Source organism: Streptomyces sp. NPDC048600, from assembly GCF_055587025.1.
In genome coordinates this window covers 1-13,051 of the sequence record NZ_JBVJGZ010000045.1, presented here as the reverse complement: position 1 = coordinate 13,051, position 13,051 = coordinate 1, and the positions used below count along the sequence as shown (strand labels likewise).

13 protein-coding genes are annotated in these 13,051 nt (G+C 70.6%); 6 read left to right on the top strand and 7 right to left on the bottom strand.

Features of this window, described 5'->3' with window-relative positions:
- Positions 1–46: 46 nt before the first annotated feature.
- The gene (locus tag ACZ6SQ_RS36030) at positions 47–676 is read left to right on the top strand and encodes a TetR/AcrR family transcriptional regulator (RefSeq protein ID WP_386381010.1); all 630 of its coding nucleotides are present in this window, start codon (positions 47–49) and stop codon (positions 674–676) included.
- A gap of 253 nt (positions 677–929) precedes the next feature.
- Here the strand turns inward: ACZ6SQ_RS36030 and ACZ6SQ_RS36025 are convergent, their stop codons facing one another.
- From ACZ6SQ_RS36025 to ACZ6SQ_RS36015, 3 genes are all read right to left on the bottom strand, one after another.
- Positions 930–2,630, bottom strand: coding sequence for an acyl-CoA mutase large subunit family protein (locus ACZ6SQ_RS36025; protein WP_469569808.1), 1,701 nt, complete (start codon positions 2,628–2,630; stop codon positions 930–932).
- 72 nt (positions 2,631–2,702) lie between these two features.
- Entirely contained in the window at positions 2,703–3,035 is a 333-nt protein-coding gene (locus ACZ6SQ_RS36020; RefSeq protein WP_389334481.1) for a DUF3817 domain-containing protein, read from the bottom strand.
- Between the two features lie 124 nt (positions 3,036–3,159).
- On the bottom strand, positions 3,160–3,669 hold the full coding sequence (locus tag ACZ6SQ_RS36015) for a MarR family winged helix-turn-helix transcriptional regulator (protein WP_386381007.1): 510 nt from the start codon (positions 3,667–3,669) through the stop codon (positions 3,160–3,162).
- Between the two features lie 229 nt (positions 3,670–3,898).
- On the opposite strand from ACZ6SQ_RS36015, the gene ACZ6SQ_RS36010 reads away from it, so the two are divergent.
- Complete coding sequence (locus tag ACZ6SQ_RS36010; RefSeq protein ID WP_469569807.1) at positions 3,899–4,906, top strand: glycoside hydrolase family 6 protein; 1,008 nt, start codon at positions 3,899–3,901, stop codon at positions 4,904–4,906.
- A gap of 9 nt (positions 4,907–4,915) precedes the next feature.
- Here ACZ6SQ_RS36010 and glxA read toward each other — a convergent pair whose 3' ends face one another.
- The 4 genes from glxA to ACZ6SQ_RS35990 form a co-directional block, all read right to left on the bottom strand.
- On the bottom strand, positions 4,916–6,871 hold the full coding sequence (glxA, locus tag ACZ6SQ_RS36005; RefSeq protein ID WP_469569804.1) for a radical copper oxidase GlxA: 1,956 nt from the start codon (positions 6,869–6,871) through the stop codon (positions 4,916–4,918).
- Between the two features lie 3 nt (positions 6,872–6,874).
- Entirely contained in the window at positions 6,875–8,704 is a 1,830-nt protein-coding gene (locus ACZ6SQ_RS36000) for a glycosyltransferase family 2 protein (RefSeq protein ID WP_469569802.1), read from the bottom strand.
- Between the two features lie 623 nt (positions 8,705–9,327).
- The gene (locus ACZ6SQ_RS35995) at positions 9,328–9,621 is read right to left on the bottom strand and encodes an MTH1187 family thiamine-binding protein (RefSeq protein ID WP_386381003.1); all 294 of its coding nucleotides are present in this window, start codon (positions 9,619–9,621) and stop codon (positions 9,328–9,330) included.
- A complete protein-coding gene (locus tag ACZ6SQ_RS35990) occupies positions 9,618–9,962 on the bottom strand; it encodes a DUF3817 domain-containing protein (RefSeq protein ID WP_469569800.1) in 345 nt (114 codons plus the stop codon). The genes ACZ6SQ_RS35995 and ACZ6SQ_RS35990 overlap by 4 nt, the downstream gene beginning before the upstream one ends.
- A 195-nt stretch (positions 9,963–10,157) precedes the next feature.
- Here ACZ6SQ_RS35990 and ACZ6SQ_RS35985 point away from each other — a divergent pair, with 195 nt between their 5' ends.
- From ACZ6SQ_RS35985 to ACZ6SQ_RS35970, 4 genes are all read left to right on the top strand, one after another.
- Entirely contained in the window at positions 10,158–10,790 is a 633-nt protein-coding gene (locus tag ACZ6SQ_RS35985; RefSeq protein ID WP_386381030.1) for an AIM24 family protein, read from the top strand.
- On the top strand, positions 10,790–11,440 hold the full coding sequence (locus ACZ6SQ_RS35980; protein WP_386381001.1) for an AIM24 family protein: 651 nt from the start codon (positions 10,790–10,792) through the stop codon (positions 11,438–11,440). Before ACZ6SQ_RS35985 ends, ACZ6SQ_RS35980 begins: the two co-directional genes overlap by 1 nt.
- Positions 11,437–12,219 carry an AIM24 family protein gene (locus tag ACZ6SQ_RS35975; RefSeq protein ID WP_469569798.1) on the top strand — a complete coding sequence of 261 codons (783 nt, stop codon included), beginning with the start codon at positions 11,437–11,439 and terminating at the stop codon, positions 12,217–12,219. Before ACZ6SQ_RS35980 ends, ACZ6SQ_RS35975 begins: the two co-directional genes overlap by 4 nt.
- Positions 12,220–12,311: 92 nt before the next feature.
- Entirely contained in the window at positions 12,312–12,788 is a 477-nt protein-coding gene (locus tag ACZ6SQ_RS35970) for a MarR family winged helix-turn-helix transcriptional regulator (RefSeq protein ID WP_386380999.1), read from the top strand.
- Positions 12,789–13,051 lie beyond the last annotated feature (263 nt).

The following is a 13,051-nucleotide window of genomic DNA, read 5'->3' as shown; positions in this document are numbered from 1 at the left end:
TGCCGCGGGCGGCGCCGTGTGCGCGGCGGCGGTCTATGGTCTTGGGATGCAAAGCCGCACCCCAGCCGTCCGAGGCCGTCCCCGCAGCGCAGCCGCGGACACGGCGATCCTCGCCGCGACCCGTGCGGCCCTGGTGGAGCTGGGGTGGTCCAAGCTCACCCTGGGAGACGTGGCGATGCGGGCGGGGGTTGCGAAGACGACGCTCTACCGCCGCTGGGCGGGCAAGAACGAGCTCGTGTGCGACGCGGTCGCGGAGCTGTTCGACGAGCTGCGGCTGCCGGACCGGGGGTCGCTGGCGGCGGACATCGAGGGCGTGGTGCTCCAGTTCGCCGCGATCCTGGCTCGACCGGAGGCCAAGAGCGGGCTGATGGCGGTGGTCGCCGAGTCCACGCGGGACGATGCCCTGCGCGAGCGGATCCGGGCGTCGATCGTGGAACGGCAGAAGTGTCTCGTCACCGAGGGGCGTGAGCGGGCGCAGGCTCGGGGGGAGTTGGCCGCGGAGGCCTCCGCGGAGGAGGCCGCCCGGACCGCCGACCTCATCTTCGACATGGTCGCCGGGGCGGTGGTCCATCGCACGCTCGTGAGCGCGGAGCCGGCGGACGAGCAGTGGGTACGAAGCTTCACCCGAATCCTGCTCCTGGGCCTACCCGGAGCGGAACAGCCCACCCCGTCCTGAACCCCGGGCCGCCGCGGATTCGGGTGCGGGTGGTGGGTGGCCGGTCGCGCAGTTCCCCGCGCCCCTAGGGCGATGCCCTCCCAGCCGCGGGCAGGCGTGCCGCCAGGGGCGGCACGGATGGGCGCTGGGGGTCCCCCCTCCGGGGGAGGCCCCTCGCTGACGCCGAGCTGCGCACCGCCCCGCCTGCCGACGCCGAGTTCCGTGCGGGTCCGTGGGTGGCCGGTCGCGCAGTTCCCCGCGCCCCTGAGGGCACTCAGAAGCCCGGGGGTTCTGTGTAGACGCCCCACTCCTCGCGGAGCGCTTCGCAGATCTCGCCCAGCGTCGCCTCCGCACGAACCGCGTCCAGCATGGGGCCGATCATGTTGGACCCGTCCCGCGCGGAGACCAGCATCGCGCCGATCGCGGCCCGCACCGCCGCCTCGTCACGGCCCGCGCGCCGGTCCCCCAGCACCCGCACCTGCTCCCGCTCGACCTCGTGACTGACCCGCAGGATCTCCAGATCGCCCGTCACCGAACCGGTGTTGACGTTGACGCCGACGACCCGCTTCTCCCCCTTCTCCAGGGCCTGCTGGTAGCGGAACGCGGACTCGGCGATCTCGCCGGTGAACCAGCCGTCCTCGATGCCGCGCAGGATGCCGGAGGTGATCGGCCCGATGGGGTGCCGTCCGTCGGGGTGGGCGCGCAGCCCCCGTTCCTTGATCCGGTCGAAGATCTTCTCGGCGTCGGCCTCGATACGGTCCGTGAGCTGCTCGACGTACCACGAACCGCCCAGCGGATCGGCGACGTTGGCGACGCCGGTCTCCTCCATGAGGACCTGCTGGGTGCGCAGCGCGATCTCCGCAGCCCGCTCGCTCGGCAGGGCGAGGGTCTCGTCGAGGGCGTTGGTGTGCAGGGAGTTGGTGCCGCCGAGGACCGCGGCCAGGGCCTCCACCGCAGTGCGGACGACGTTGTTGTACGGCTGCTGGGCGGTGAGGGAGACACCCGCGGTCTGGGTGTGGAAGCGCAGCCACTGCGACTTGGCGGACCCGGCGCCGTAGACGTCCCGCATCCAGCGGGCCCAGATACGGCGCGCGGCACGGAACTTGGCGATCTCCTCGAAGAAGTCGAGGTGCGCGTCGAAGAAGAAGGAGAGCCCGGGCGCGAACGCGTCGATGTCCAGGCCACGGCTGAGGCCGAGCTCGACGTAGCCGAAGCCGTCGGCGAGCGTGTAGGCGAGCTCCTGCGCGGCCGTGGCCCCGGCCTCGCGGATGTGGTAGCCGGAGACGGAGAGCGGCTTGTAGGCGGGGATGCGCTCGGCGCAGTGCTCCATGAGGTCGCCGATGAGACGGAGGTGGGGCTCGGGCTGGAAGAGCCACTCCTTCTGGGCGATGTACTCCTTGAAGATGTCCGTCTGGAGCGTGCCGTTGAGGACGGACGGGTCCACGCCCTGGCGCTCGGCGGCCACCAGGTACATGCAGAAGACGGGGACGGCGGGGCCGCTGATCGTCATGGACGTCGTGACGTCGCCCAGCGGGATGTCCCTGAAGAGGATCTCCATGTCGGCGGCGGAGTCGACGGCCACACCGCAGTGTCCGACCTCGCCCAGCGAGCGGGGGTCGTCGGAGTCGCGGCCCATGAGCGTCGGCATGTCGAAGGCGACGGAGAGCCCGCCACCGCCGTGGCCGAGGATCATCTTGTAGCGCTGGTTGGTCTGCTCGGCGTTGCCGAACCCGGCGAACTGCCGGATGGTCCAGGTCCGCCCCCGGTAGCCGGTGGAGTGCAGACCACGGGTGAAGGGATACTCCCCCGGCCAGCCGATCCGGTCGAAACCGTCGTACGTGTCCCCCGGCCGCGGCCCGTACACCGGCTCGACGGGATCCCCGGAGAGCGTGGTGAAGTCACTCTCACGCTTGCGCGCGGCGTCGTACCGGGCCTGCCAGCGTCGGCGGCCCTCGTCGATGGCGTCAGCGTCCATACCATCGAATTTACTAGGACGTCCAAGTAAGTGTCGACGGGAACCGCCGTGAGTCACTCACGGCGGTATCGGTCAGACCTTGACAGGATCGGCCTGTGCGCCGCTGACCAGCGGAAGCGTTTCTTCGGCGATCTTGCGCTCGACGAAGAAGGCGGCGAAGGGGATCGTGCCGGACACCAGCACCCACAGCAGCTTGCCGAACGGCCACCTCGCCTTGGAGCCCAGGTCGAAGGCGAAGATCAGGTAGATGATGTAGAGCACACCGTGCACCTGGGAGACCGCGAAGGTCACGTCCTCGCCGACCTCGAAGCCGTACTTGGCCACCATGCAGGCACAGAGAACGAGCAGCATGACGGCGGTCACATACGCCATGACGCGGTAGCGGGTCAGCACGCTGGATTTCATGGCAATGAGCGTAACCGCCCGGAAAACCGTCGCTCACGCGGGGAGCCTGTGATGCTTCTCGTGCTCCGCGCCGGGGGCCGGAACACTTGCGCGGCGGGGACGGCGGCCGGCCGGCGCCGTGGTCCTACTCCTCGTCGAAGTCCCCCGCCGAGATCCGCAGTGGTCTCAGCATCGCGAAGATCTCGGCGCATTCCTCCGCGTCGTAGACGCCGAGGCCGAAGTCCATGGACATCAGGTCGCGGGTGGCGGCGTCGACGACCTCGCGGCCCTTCTCGGTGACGGAGGCGAGGGTGCCGCGGCCGTCGTTGGGGTTGGGGCGCTTGTCGACCAGGCCGGAGCGCACGAGACGGTCGACCGTGTTGGTGACGGACGTGGGATGGACCATGAGGCGCTCGCCGATCTTGGACATCGGCAGCTCCCCGGCCTTGGAGAAGGTGAGCAGCACGAGCGCCTCGTAGCGCGCGAACGTCAGCCCGTACGGCTTGACCACGGCGTCGACCTCGGCGAGCAGGATCTGGTGGGCCCGCATGATCGAGGTGATCGCGGCCATGGACGGCACGCCACCCCAGCGCTGCTTCCAGAGCTCGTCGGCGCGCGCGATGGGGTCGAAGGGGAGACTGAGCGGCTTGGGCACGGCAACAGACCTTACCGGCCGGTCATTATGCGGTCAGCTCCGTCTCGCGTTTCGGGCGGGTGCGCGTGACCTGGGCCGACGGCGGTGGGGGTCGGCGCACTGCCGCCGGAGCCGGACCTGTCGTGGGGCGACTCGGCCATACGGCAGTGACCGACTTGCCTCTTACGTGACATATGTTCCGATTGTGCGACGATGGGTGACGGCACGTCACCTCCGTCCAGGGAGCAGCATGTCCCGGCCGACCTCCACGCTCGCGGCCCTGGCCGCGCTCGCCGCCCTCGCCCTCACCTCGGGCTGTTCGTCCGCGCCCGGCCTCGACGAGGCCTCGGTCGCCGGGGACGCCTCCCGCAAGGTGGGCACCGCGCCCGCCTCGCCGTTCTGGGTCGACCCGGACAGCGCGGCCGCCCGGCAGATCGAGCGGTGGCGGCGGGAGGGCCGCACCGGCGACGCCGAGGTGCTGCGGCGCATCGCCGACCGGCCCGCCGCGATGTGGCCCACCGGGGAGACCGACCCGGCCCCCGCCGTGCGGGCCGCGGCCGCGGCGGCGCGAGGCACCGGGCAGACCCTGGTCCTCGCCGCCTACAACATCCCCCACCGGGACTGCGGTCAGCACTCCGCGGGCGGGGCCGCGGACGCCGACACCTACCGCGCCTGGATCGGGAGTCTCGCCGGCGCCCTCGGCGACGCCCGGGCCCTGGTGGTCCTGGAGCCGGACGCGGTCGCCCATGTCGTGGACGGCTGCACACCCGCCGAGTACCACGCCGAACGCGAGAGCCTGCTCGCCGAGGCCGTCGCCCGGCTCAAGCAGCAGCCCGGCACCCGGGTGTACCTGGACGCGGGCAACCCGTCCTGGATCCAGGACCCCGCGAAGCTCGTCGAACCGCTGCGGCGGGCCGGCGTCGACGCCGCCGACGGCTTCGCGCTGAACGTCTCCAACTTCCAGCCGGACGACGTCACGACGGCGTACGGGCTACGGCTCTCCCAGGAACTGGGCGGCAAGCACTTCGTCGTCGACAGCAGCCGCAACGGCAACGGCCCGCTGGACGGCGTCTGGTGCAACCCGCCCGGCCGGGCACTGGGCACACCGCCCACCACCGAGACCGGCGAGCCGGTGCTGGACGCCTATCTGTGGGTGAAGCGGCCCGGCGAGTCCGACGGCACCTGCGAGGGCGGGCCGGCCGCCGGGCGGTGGTGGCCGGAGTACGCGCTGGCGCTGGCCCGCAACTCCGCCTCATAGCGGAGGACTTCAGCCGACCTGGAGCCACTTCGCCTCGGACGGCGTGCCCTCGGCGTCCGTCACGAACAGCATGTACCAGCCGGGCGGCACCAGCGCGGGGTCGTCCGGCACCGTGAAGGTCACCGAGTCGCCCGCCTTGGTCATGCCCAGCTCGATCGAGCGCTGCTCGACGTCCGTGGTGTGGGTCACCGCGCTCGGGCGCATCAGACGGGCCTTGGCGATCCGCTCGGGATGGCCGGTCCGGTACGTCACCGTGCGCCCGGCGTCCAGCTGCTGCGGGCCGTCCGCCAGTTCGGGCCGGCCGGCGGCGTTGCGGTGCAGCGCGGGCGGGGTGAAGATCTCCATCCGCTGCTCGAAGTGGCCCAGCTTGGTGTTCTGCTGGTCGTCGAAGAGCGGGTCCGATCCGAAGGTGGCGACCCGCCCGTCGGGCAGGAGCAGCGCCTCGGAGTGGTAGTTGCGTCCGACGGTGGGGTCCGCCGCCGCACGGAAGGCGTTGGTCCTCGGGTCGTAGAACTGGGCCTTGAGGATGTTGCTGGCGCTGCGGCCGCGGTAGTCCTCGGAGCCGTTGGCGGTGAACACGGTGTCGTCCGGCATGATCACGCTGTTCAGATAGCGCGTGCCCTGCGGCAGGTCGGGGCCGGCCTCGAAGACCGGGTTGTCCTTCTTGAGGTCGACGACCGCCGTGCGCGGGGTCGACCGCTTCGACTCGCCCACGCCTCCGCCGCCCAGGATCATCACCTTCTGGTCCTGCGCCGGGGGCAGCAGCAGCGAGGAGGAGGTCTCGGTCTCGTCGGCGTCGCGCAGACCGGGGACCTTGGTGAAGGTGTTGGACTCCAGGTCCCAGATCCCGGGCTCGCGCCCCTTGTCCGCCGGGCCGTAACCGGCGTTGGAGGCCGAGTAGAACAGCTTGCCGCCCCGGGTGAGGAACAGCGCCGGGTACGTCGGGAAGTACCGCTTGGGACCCGGCGTCCAGGTCTTGGTCACCGGGTCGTAGATCTCGTTGTCGCCGGGGTCGATCGCGCCCACGTCGTTCAGGCCCGAGACCGCGAGGACCCGGCCGTCGGCGAGGCCGACCAGGGTCGGGTACCAGCGGGCCTTGTCCATCGGGTCGACGGGCATGTACCGCTCGGCGACCGGGTCGAACTCGTAGGCCGCGCGGATGCCCTGGAAGTCCTGCTTGTCGAGGGTGATCTTCTCGGACAGGCCGTAGGTGTTGGCGGCGTCCTTGCCGCTCAGGCCGACGATCGAGTACTGCGCCTGCTTGTCGGTGACGGACCGCCGGCCCTTCTTCACGGCCTCCACGAACACCCGCGCCTCGCCCGCCGTGACCTTCGTCCGCCAGGGCTGCATCACCCCGCGCGCGTCGTACGTGATGTCGAAGGCACGCTCGGCCTTCGGCACGGTGACGTCGAACCGGGTGACGTACTCGACACCCGCCGGGGAACGGAAGCGGGTGCCCTTCCTGAGGTGCACCGCCTTGTCGGGGCTCTCGTTCTTCACCCGCATGCCGCCGCCCGCGCGGTCCACCTCGCCGTCGAGCAGCTCGTAGCGCGCCGTGCCGCCCGCGACCAGGAGCCGGCCGTCGGGGAGCAGCGCGTGACCCGAGCAGAAGAAGTCGTCCGGGGTGGGGATCTTCTTGAACGTGTTGGCCTTCGGATCCCACAGGACGGTGTCGAAGTCGCCCTTGTCGAACTTGCTCTGCTCGTTGCCCGAGCCCGCGACGATCAGCACCTTCCCGGTGTGCAGCAGGGCCGCGTGGATGGCGTTCGTCCGGTACTCCTCGGGGATGGAGACCTGGCTCCAGGAGCCGTAGCGCGCCTTGTACCCGGGCTGGGCGATCTTGTACGCGTGGTACTTCTCGCCCGCGAAGTCCAGCACGGCCGGGGCGTTCAGGCCCGCCAGGATCGCGATGCCGCCGATGCTCAGTACGGTTCGCCTGGTCCTCTGCGAAGGTTGGTAGGCCATGGCCTAGTTCTCTCCTGTCGTCGTACCGGGCGTCTGGGCGGGGGCGCCGCCGCCGGCGAGCGCGGGTTCCGTGCCGTCGGGGCGGAGGGGGGTCGTGGCCGTCGCGGTGGCGGACGTGGGCGCGTTCGCGGCCGTACGGGTGCGGGGCCGGTGTGGTGCGCGGGCCGCCGCCCGGGTCGACAGCCAGACCACCACCGGGGCCAGGGAGATGGCCGTCGCCAGGACCGCCCAGGTGCGCATCGCCACGTGCGTGTGGCCGAGGACGACGGAGGCGGCGAGGGAGACGGCGAGCAGCGCCGCCCACGCCAGATGGATACGGAAGGTCAGCAGCCGGTCCGCGCTGGCGTCGCCGCCCTTCGGCGTGACCACGAACCGGCTCGGGCGGCCCGCGACGGCCTCGCCGAGCGACTTGAGATAGATCGGCGCCGACAGCGCCGACATCGCCATGCCCGCGAGACCGCCGGAGCCCTCCGGCTCGTGCGGCGAGACGTTGTGCCGGCGGTTCCAGAGGTAGAGGCCGACCTGGAGCGCTGCCGCGTCGCTGTAGAGCATCAGCCAGACCGAGGCGGCGACCTGGGTGCCGGAGGCGCCGAACCACAGGAACAGCACGCAGCTGAGGATGCCGAGGAGCCAGTTGACCGCCGTCATCGGGTAGTAGACGAGCATCAGCGTGTACGAGAAGAGGCGGCCCGGCGGCATCGTGAACGGGGCCTTCCAGTACTGCTTGAACAGGGTCTCGTAGGTGCCCCTCGACCAGCGCATCTGCTGGGTGAAGAAGTCCGTCCACGAGGCCGGGCCCTCGCCGACGGCGAGCACGTCCGGGGTGTAGACCGAGCGCCAGTGGTTGCCGGTCCTGGGGTTGCGGCGGCGGTGCAGTTCGAAGCCGGTCGCCATGTCCTCGGTGACGCTGTCCTGGAGGCCGCCGATCTGGAGCAGGGCTTCGACGCGGACGACGTTGTTCGTGCCGACGAACATCGGGGCGCGGTAGCGGTTGCCTGCGCGCTGGATCAGCGCGTGGAAGAGGAACTGCTGGGACTCGGCGGCCTTGGTGACAGGGTTGTGATAGTTGCCGTACACCTGCGGGCCGACGACGAACGCGACGTCCGGGTCGCGGAAGTAGCCCATCATCCGCTCCAGGAACTCCGGGAGCGGGACGTGGTCGGTGTCCACGGAGGCGAAGAACTCGTACGCGTGACCGTGCCGGGCGAGCCAGGCGTTGTAGTTGCCGTGCTTGGTGCGGGCCTTGTGGGTGCCGCTGTCGCGGTTCCACTCCGGGACGCCGTGGCGGGTGAAGTGGTGCACGCCGAGTTCCGCGCAGAGTTCCCTGGCGCCGTCGTCGTCGCCCTCGTCGAGGAGCCAGACGTCGACGGGGCCGGTGTGGGTGACCCGGACCGCGGCCTCCAGCGTGGCGCGGACCATGGCGAGGGGTTCCTTGCCGGGGACGTACGTGGTGAGGAAGGCGACGCGGGTGCCGTGCTCGGGGACGACGGGGACGGGGTCGCGGGCCACGAGGGTCGCGTGCGCGACGGAGGCGACGTTGACGACCATGAACAGCTCGATGAGCCCGATGGCTATCAGCATCACGATGTCGAGCCACACCATCCACTGCTCGCCGGCCTCGCGCTCGACCCAGTGGGTGGGCCAGACGAGGTAGACGAGGAGGAGGCCGGTGACGAGCGGGGCGAGGCTCATCAGGGCGACGGCTCGTATTCGGTGGGGCTCGCGGGAGAGGAGGGAGGTGTACCGCACCCGGTAGGCGGTGCCGTGGCCGGGCTCGGTCAGAGGTCCGGCCAGTCGGCTGTGGCTGTCGTAGTCGTAGCCCTCCGGTCGCACGGCGTCCCTCCCGTCGGTGAGGAGCGATCGGTCTGGATCGGACCGCTCAACTACTCACACAAAAAGGGAGATGACAGGGCGTGTCGAACGGGATGCGCCCAGGCGGGTGCCTACGGCGGCCCGTTGGTGTGGCTCACCCCACCGACAACTGGCACACCGTCGCCCGGTGGCGTATCCGTCGTCGGTCTTCCGAGCCCGCCCCTTGCCCGTGGGCGCGTCCGCCCGCCCGCGGCCGGTGAGCGGTGCGCCTCACGTGGGCGCGTCCGCCCGCCCACGGCCGGTGGGTGGTGCGGGGCCGGGCCGGGGGGTATCCGTCCTCGGTCCGCCGGACCAGTCACTCACGGGGGTTCTGGTGTTCGACGGCGGCCGCTGCGGGCGGACACCCCCCACCCCGTCCCCTCCCCGCCGTACGCGCCGCCGCTGCGGGCATGCGTGCCTCCCCCAGTGGCTTAAGGGCCTGGGAGGTACCCCCAGGGCGGCACGGGTGGGCGCTGCGGCACCTCGTAGCGCCGAGTTGCGCAGCGCCCCGCCCTCAGCAACCGCCGGGCGGTACGTCGCTGACGCCGAGCCGCGCAACGCCCCTGCCCCCGCCACCCCCAGCGGCGCTGGTCGGCCCCGCTTCGCTACTCCGCGAGGTACCGCTCGACCCTGTCGACCTTGGCCGTGAGGCCGTCCGTCACCCCCGGACGGATGTCCGCCTTGAGGACGAGGGAGACCCGAGGCGCCCGCGCCTCGACCGCGGCCACCGCTCGCTTCACGACGTCCATGACCTCGTCCCACTCCCCCTCCACGGACGTGAACATCGCGTCCGTCCGGTTGGGCAGCCCCGACTCCCGGACGACCCGGACCGCGTCGGCGACGTACTCCCCCACGTCCTCGCCGACACCGAGCGGCGTCACGGAGAAGGCGACGATCATGCGCCGACAACCCCTTCCTTGCGGGCGCGGGAGGCGATCAGCGCGTCCTCGGACTCACGGCGGAGCCTGCGGTCGGCGAAGAAGCCGCCGGTGGGCAGGACGGAGAGGGCGAAGTAGAAGGCGGCCGTCTGGAAGGACCACTTCGCGCGGTTCCAGGCGTCGAGCCAGAAGAGCACGTAGAGGACGAAGAGGAGGCCGTGGACGGCACCCATGACCGGCACCGCGTTGAAGTCCGTCGTGCGCTTGAGCACCGAACACACGAGCAGCAGCAGGAAGGACACGGCCTCGGGGGTCGAGACCAGGCGGAGCCGGCGCAGGGCGGAGGCGGTCTTGATGTCCACGGTTCACCTTCGGTGGGAGAGTCATCGACAGTTTGTGAACGAGTGCACAAACGCGCTGCCATTGTGGCAAACGCCGGCCCGGCCCCGACGCGGGGGGCCCGTCGGCGGGGCGCCCTCGGGGTCCGGTCAGGGTCGGTCTCCGTCCCAGGGCTCTGTCCGGGACGCCCGGCCCCGGGCTACCGTCCCTGCGTGGCGATGTTCCGACTTCAGGGAAGCAAGGTCCTCGCCGTCGACGTGACCGGAGACGCCGTGAAGGCGAAGAACGGCTCGATGGTCGCGTACGACGGGCAGATGGCCTTCAAGAAGCTGAGTGGTGGAGGGGAAGGGCTGCGCGGGATGGTGACCCGGCGGCTCACCGGTGAGCAGATGACGGTGATGGAGGTGAGTGGGCAGGGGACCTGCTGGTTCGCCGACCGGGCTTCCGAGATCAATCTCGTCAGCCTCCAGGGGGACAAGCTGTTCGTGGAGAGCAGCAATCTGCTGGCCACCGACGCGGGTCTGCGGACCGGCACGACGTTCACCGGCCTGCGCGGCGCCTCCCAGGGCAACGGGCTGTTCACCACGACCGTCGAGGGACACGGGCAGGCCGCGATCACCTCCCACGGGCCGGCCGTGGTGCTGCGGGTCAGCGCGCAGTACCCGCTGACCGTCGACCCGGGGGCGTATGTCGCGCACCAGGGGAATCTGCGGCAGTCCTTCCAGTCGGGTGTGACCTTCCGCACACTTCTGGGTGAGGGTGGCGGCGAGGCGTTCCAGATCCGGTTCGAGGGGGACGGCCTGGTGTACGTGCAGCCGAGCGAGCGCAACACGATCGCGGGGGACGTCTGATGGCCTTCCGCGAGATCAACTCCAAAATGGTGGAGGCCACCGTCGTGCCGGGGCAGCGGCTGTTCAGTCAGCGCGGCGCGATGCTGGCGTACAAGGGGGACGTGACCTTCACCCCGAACTCGGCCGGCGGCCAGGGCGGGATCATGTCGATGATCGGGCGCCGGGTGGCGAACGAGGACACTCCGCTGATGACCGTCGAGGGCAGCGGCACCGTGTTCTTCGGGCACGGCGGTCACCATGTGCAGATCATCCGGCTGGGCGGGGACACCCTGCATGTGGAGGCGGACCGGCTGCTCGCCTTCGAGGGCACGCTGGAGCAGTCGACGGTGTTCCTCGGCTCCCAGGGCGGGGTCATGGGCATGGTGCGGGGCCAGGTGAGCGGCCAGGGGCTGTTCACCACCTCCCTGCGCGGGCACGGGGCGGTGGCGGTGATGGCCCACGGGGGCGTGTTCGAGGTGCCGATCACCCCGCAGCGGCCCGTGCACGTCGACCCGCAGGCCTACGTCGCCCACAGCGGCGACGTGCGCAACAAGCTGTCGACGGCGCTGGGCTGGCGCGACATGGTGGGCCGCGGCTCGGGTGAGGCGTTCCAGCTGGAGCTCAGCGGCAGCGGCACGGTGTACGTCCAGGCCTCGGAGGAGAAACTGTGACCGGCTACCCCGGCGCGGGTCCCGTCGCGTACGACCCGATGACCCTGCCCATCGACGACAACGTCGACAAGTACACCTTCTGCGTGGAGCTCAAGGGCTCCCAGTGGTTCATGCAGAAGGGAAAGATGATCGCCTACTACGGGTCGATCGAGTTCAACGGCATCGGGCACGGGCGTTTGGACCGGCTTGTCCGTACGTCGTTCCATTCGCCTCTGCACGCGTCGGACTGGGTCGTGGCCGAGGGCTCGGGCAGGATGCTGCTCGCCGACCGGGCCTTCGATGTCAATTCGTATGACCTTGACAACGGCAACCTGACCATTCGCTCCGGCAATCTGCTCGCTTTTCAGCCAACTCTGGCACTGAAGCAATCCATCGTGCCGGGATTTCTGACGCTGATCGGAACCGGCAAGTTCGTCGCCGCATCTAACGGTCCGGTGGTGTTCATGGAGCCCCCGATCCGGGTGGATCCGCAGGCTCTCGTCGGCTGGGCCGACTGCCCCTCACCGTGCCATCACTACGACCATGGCTATATGACCGGTGTGATGGGCGGTCTACGTGCGCTGACGGGTCTCGGCGGGGCCTCCGGGGAGGAGCACCAGTTCGAGTTCGTCGGGGCCGGCACGGTCCTGCTGCAGTCCTCCGAGGCACTGATGGCCGAGCAGGCGACGGGGGCCGTTCCGCACCAGGCGGGAGTACCGGGCGGCGGGGCGTCCGGTGGCCAAGGCGTACCGCGCCTTCCCGGACAGCTGGGAGACCTCCAGCGTCGCTTCGGGCTGTGAGCGGTAGTCTGCGGAGTGTGACATCGAACGCGTGCACGCCGTCACACCATCGCCGATAGTACGCCTTTCAACTTCTTAGGTAGACTTCATTCATGGAGACCGAAACGGCCACGCGCTGGCTGACCGATGCGGAGCAGTGCGCCTGGCGCACCCACCTGGAGGTCAACAGGCTGTTGACATACCAGCTCGAAAAGGACCTGCAGCCGTTCGGCCTGACGATGAACGACTACGAGATCCTGGTGAACCTCTCCGAGTCGGAGGACCTCCGGATGCGGATGAGCGACCTCGCCTCCGCCACCCTCCAGTCCAAGAGCCGTCTCTCGCACCAGATCACGCGCATGGAGAACGCCGATCTGGTGCGCCGGGAGAACTGCGAGTCCGACCGCCGCGGGCTGTACGCGGTCCTCACCGAGCACGGCATGGAGACCATGCAGCGGGTCGCACCGCACCATGTCTCCTCCGTGCGCCGGCACTTCATCGACCTGCTCTCCGAGGACGCGCTCGGCGAGCTCGACAAGTCCCTGAAGCCGATCGCGGAGCATCTGCGCGGTCAGCGCGGCCGCCCCTGAGGCAGCCGCGACGAGGCCTCGCACGCACCGGGCGGCGACCGGACAGGACACCGCACGGGGGGCTTCGCAGTCGCGTATCGGCAACGGCTGCCGCGGGGAACCGGCAGCGGTAGCGGCCTCGGCGGCGGCCGGGTGACCGGCCCTGCCCCGGGCATGGGGGGGGGGGGGGGGGGGGGGGGGGGGTGGGGGGGGGCGGGGGGGGGGGGGGGGGGTGGGGGGGGGGGGGGGGGGGGGGGAGCCAAGGTCGGAGTTGGACAAATACT

What these genes read in the sequence shown, in the direction of transcription:
- ACZ6SQ_RS36030 (WP_386381010.1), top strand. Translation starts at nt 47, where the DNA reads ATGCAAAGCCGCACCCCAGCCGTCCGAGGCCGTCCCCGCAGCGCAGCC.
- ACZ6SQ_RS36025 (WP_469569808.1), bottom strand. Translation starts at nt 2,630, where the DNA reads ATGGACGCTGACGCCATCGACGAGGGCCGCCGACGCTGGCAGGCCCGG.
- ACZ6SQ_RS36020 (WP_389334481.1), bottom strand. Translation starts at nt 3,035, where the DNA reads ATGAAATCCAGCGTGCTGACCCGCTACCGCGTCATGGCGTATGTGACC.
- ACZ6SQ_RS36010 (WP_469569807.1), top strand. Translation starts at nt 3,899, where the DNA reads ATGTCCCGGCCGACCTCCACGCTCGCGGCCCTGGCCGCGCTCGCCGCC.
- glxA (WP_469569804.1), bottom strand. Translation starts at nt 6,871, where the DNA reads ATGGCCTACCAACCTTCGCAGAGGACCAGGCGAACCGTACTGAGCATC.
- ACZ6SQ_RS35995 (WP_386381003.1), bottom strand. Translation starts at nt 9,621, where the DNA reads ATGATCGTCGCCTTCTCCGTGACGCCGCTCGGTGTCGGCGAGGACGTG.
- ACZ6SQ_RS35985 (WP_386381030.1), top strand. Translation starts at nt 10,158, where the DNA reads ATGTTCCGACTTCAGGGAAGCAAGGTCCTCGCCGTCGACGTGACCGGA.
- ACZ6SQ_RS35980 (WP_386381001.1), top strand. Translation starts at nt 10,790, where the DNA reads ATGGCCTTCCGCGAGATCAACTCCAAAATGGTGGAGGCCACCGTCGTG.
- ACZ6SQ_RS35970 (WP_386380999.1), top strand. Translation starts at nt 12,312, where the DNA reads ATGGAGACCGAAACGGCCACGCGCTGGCTGACCGATGCGGAGCAGTGC.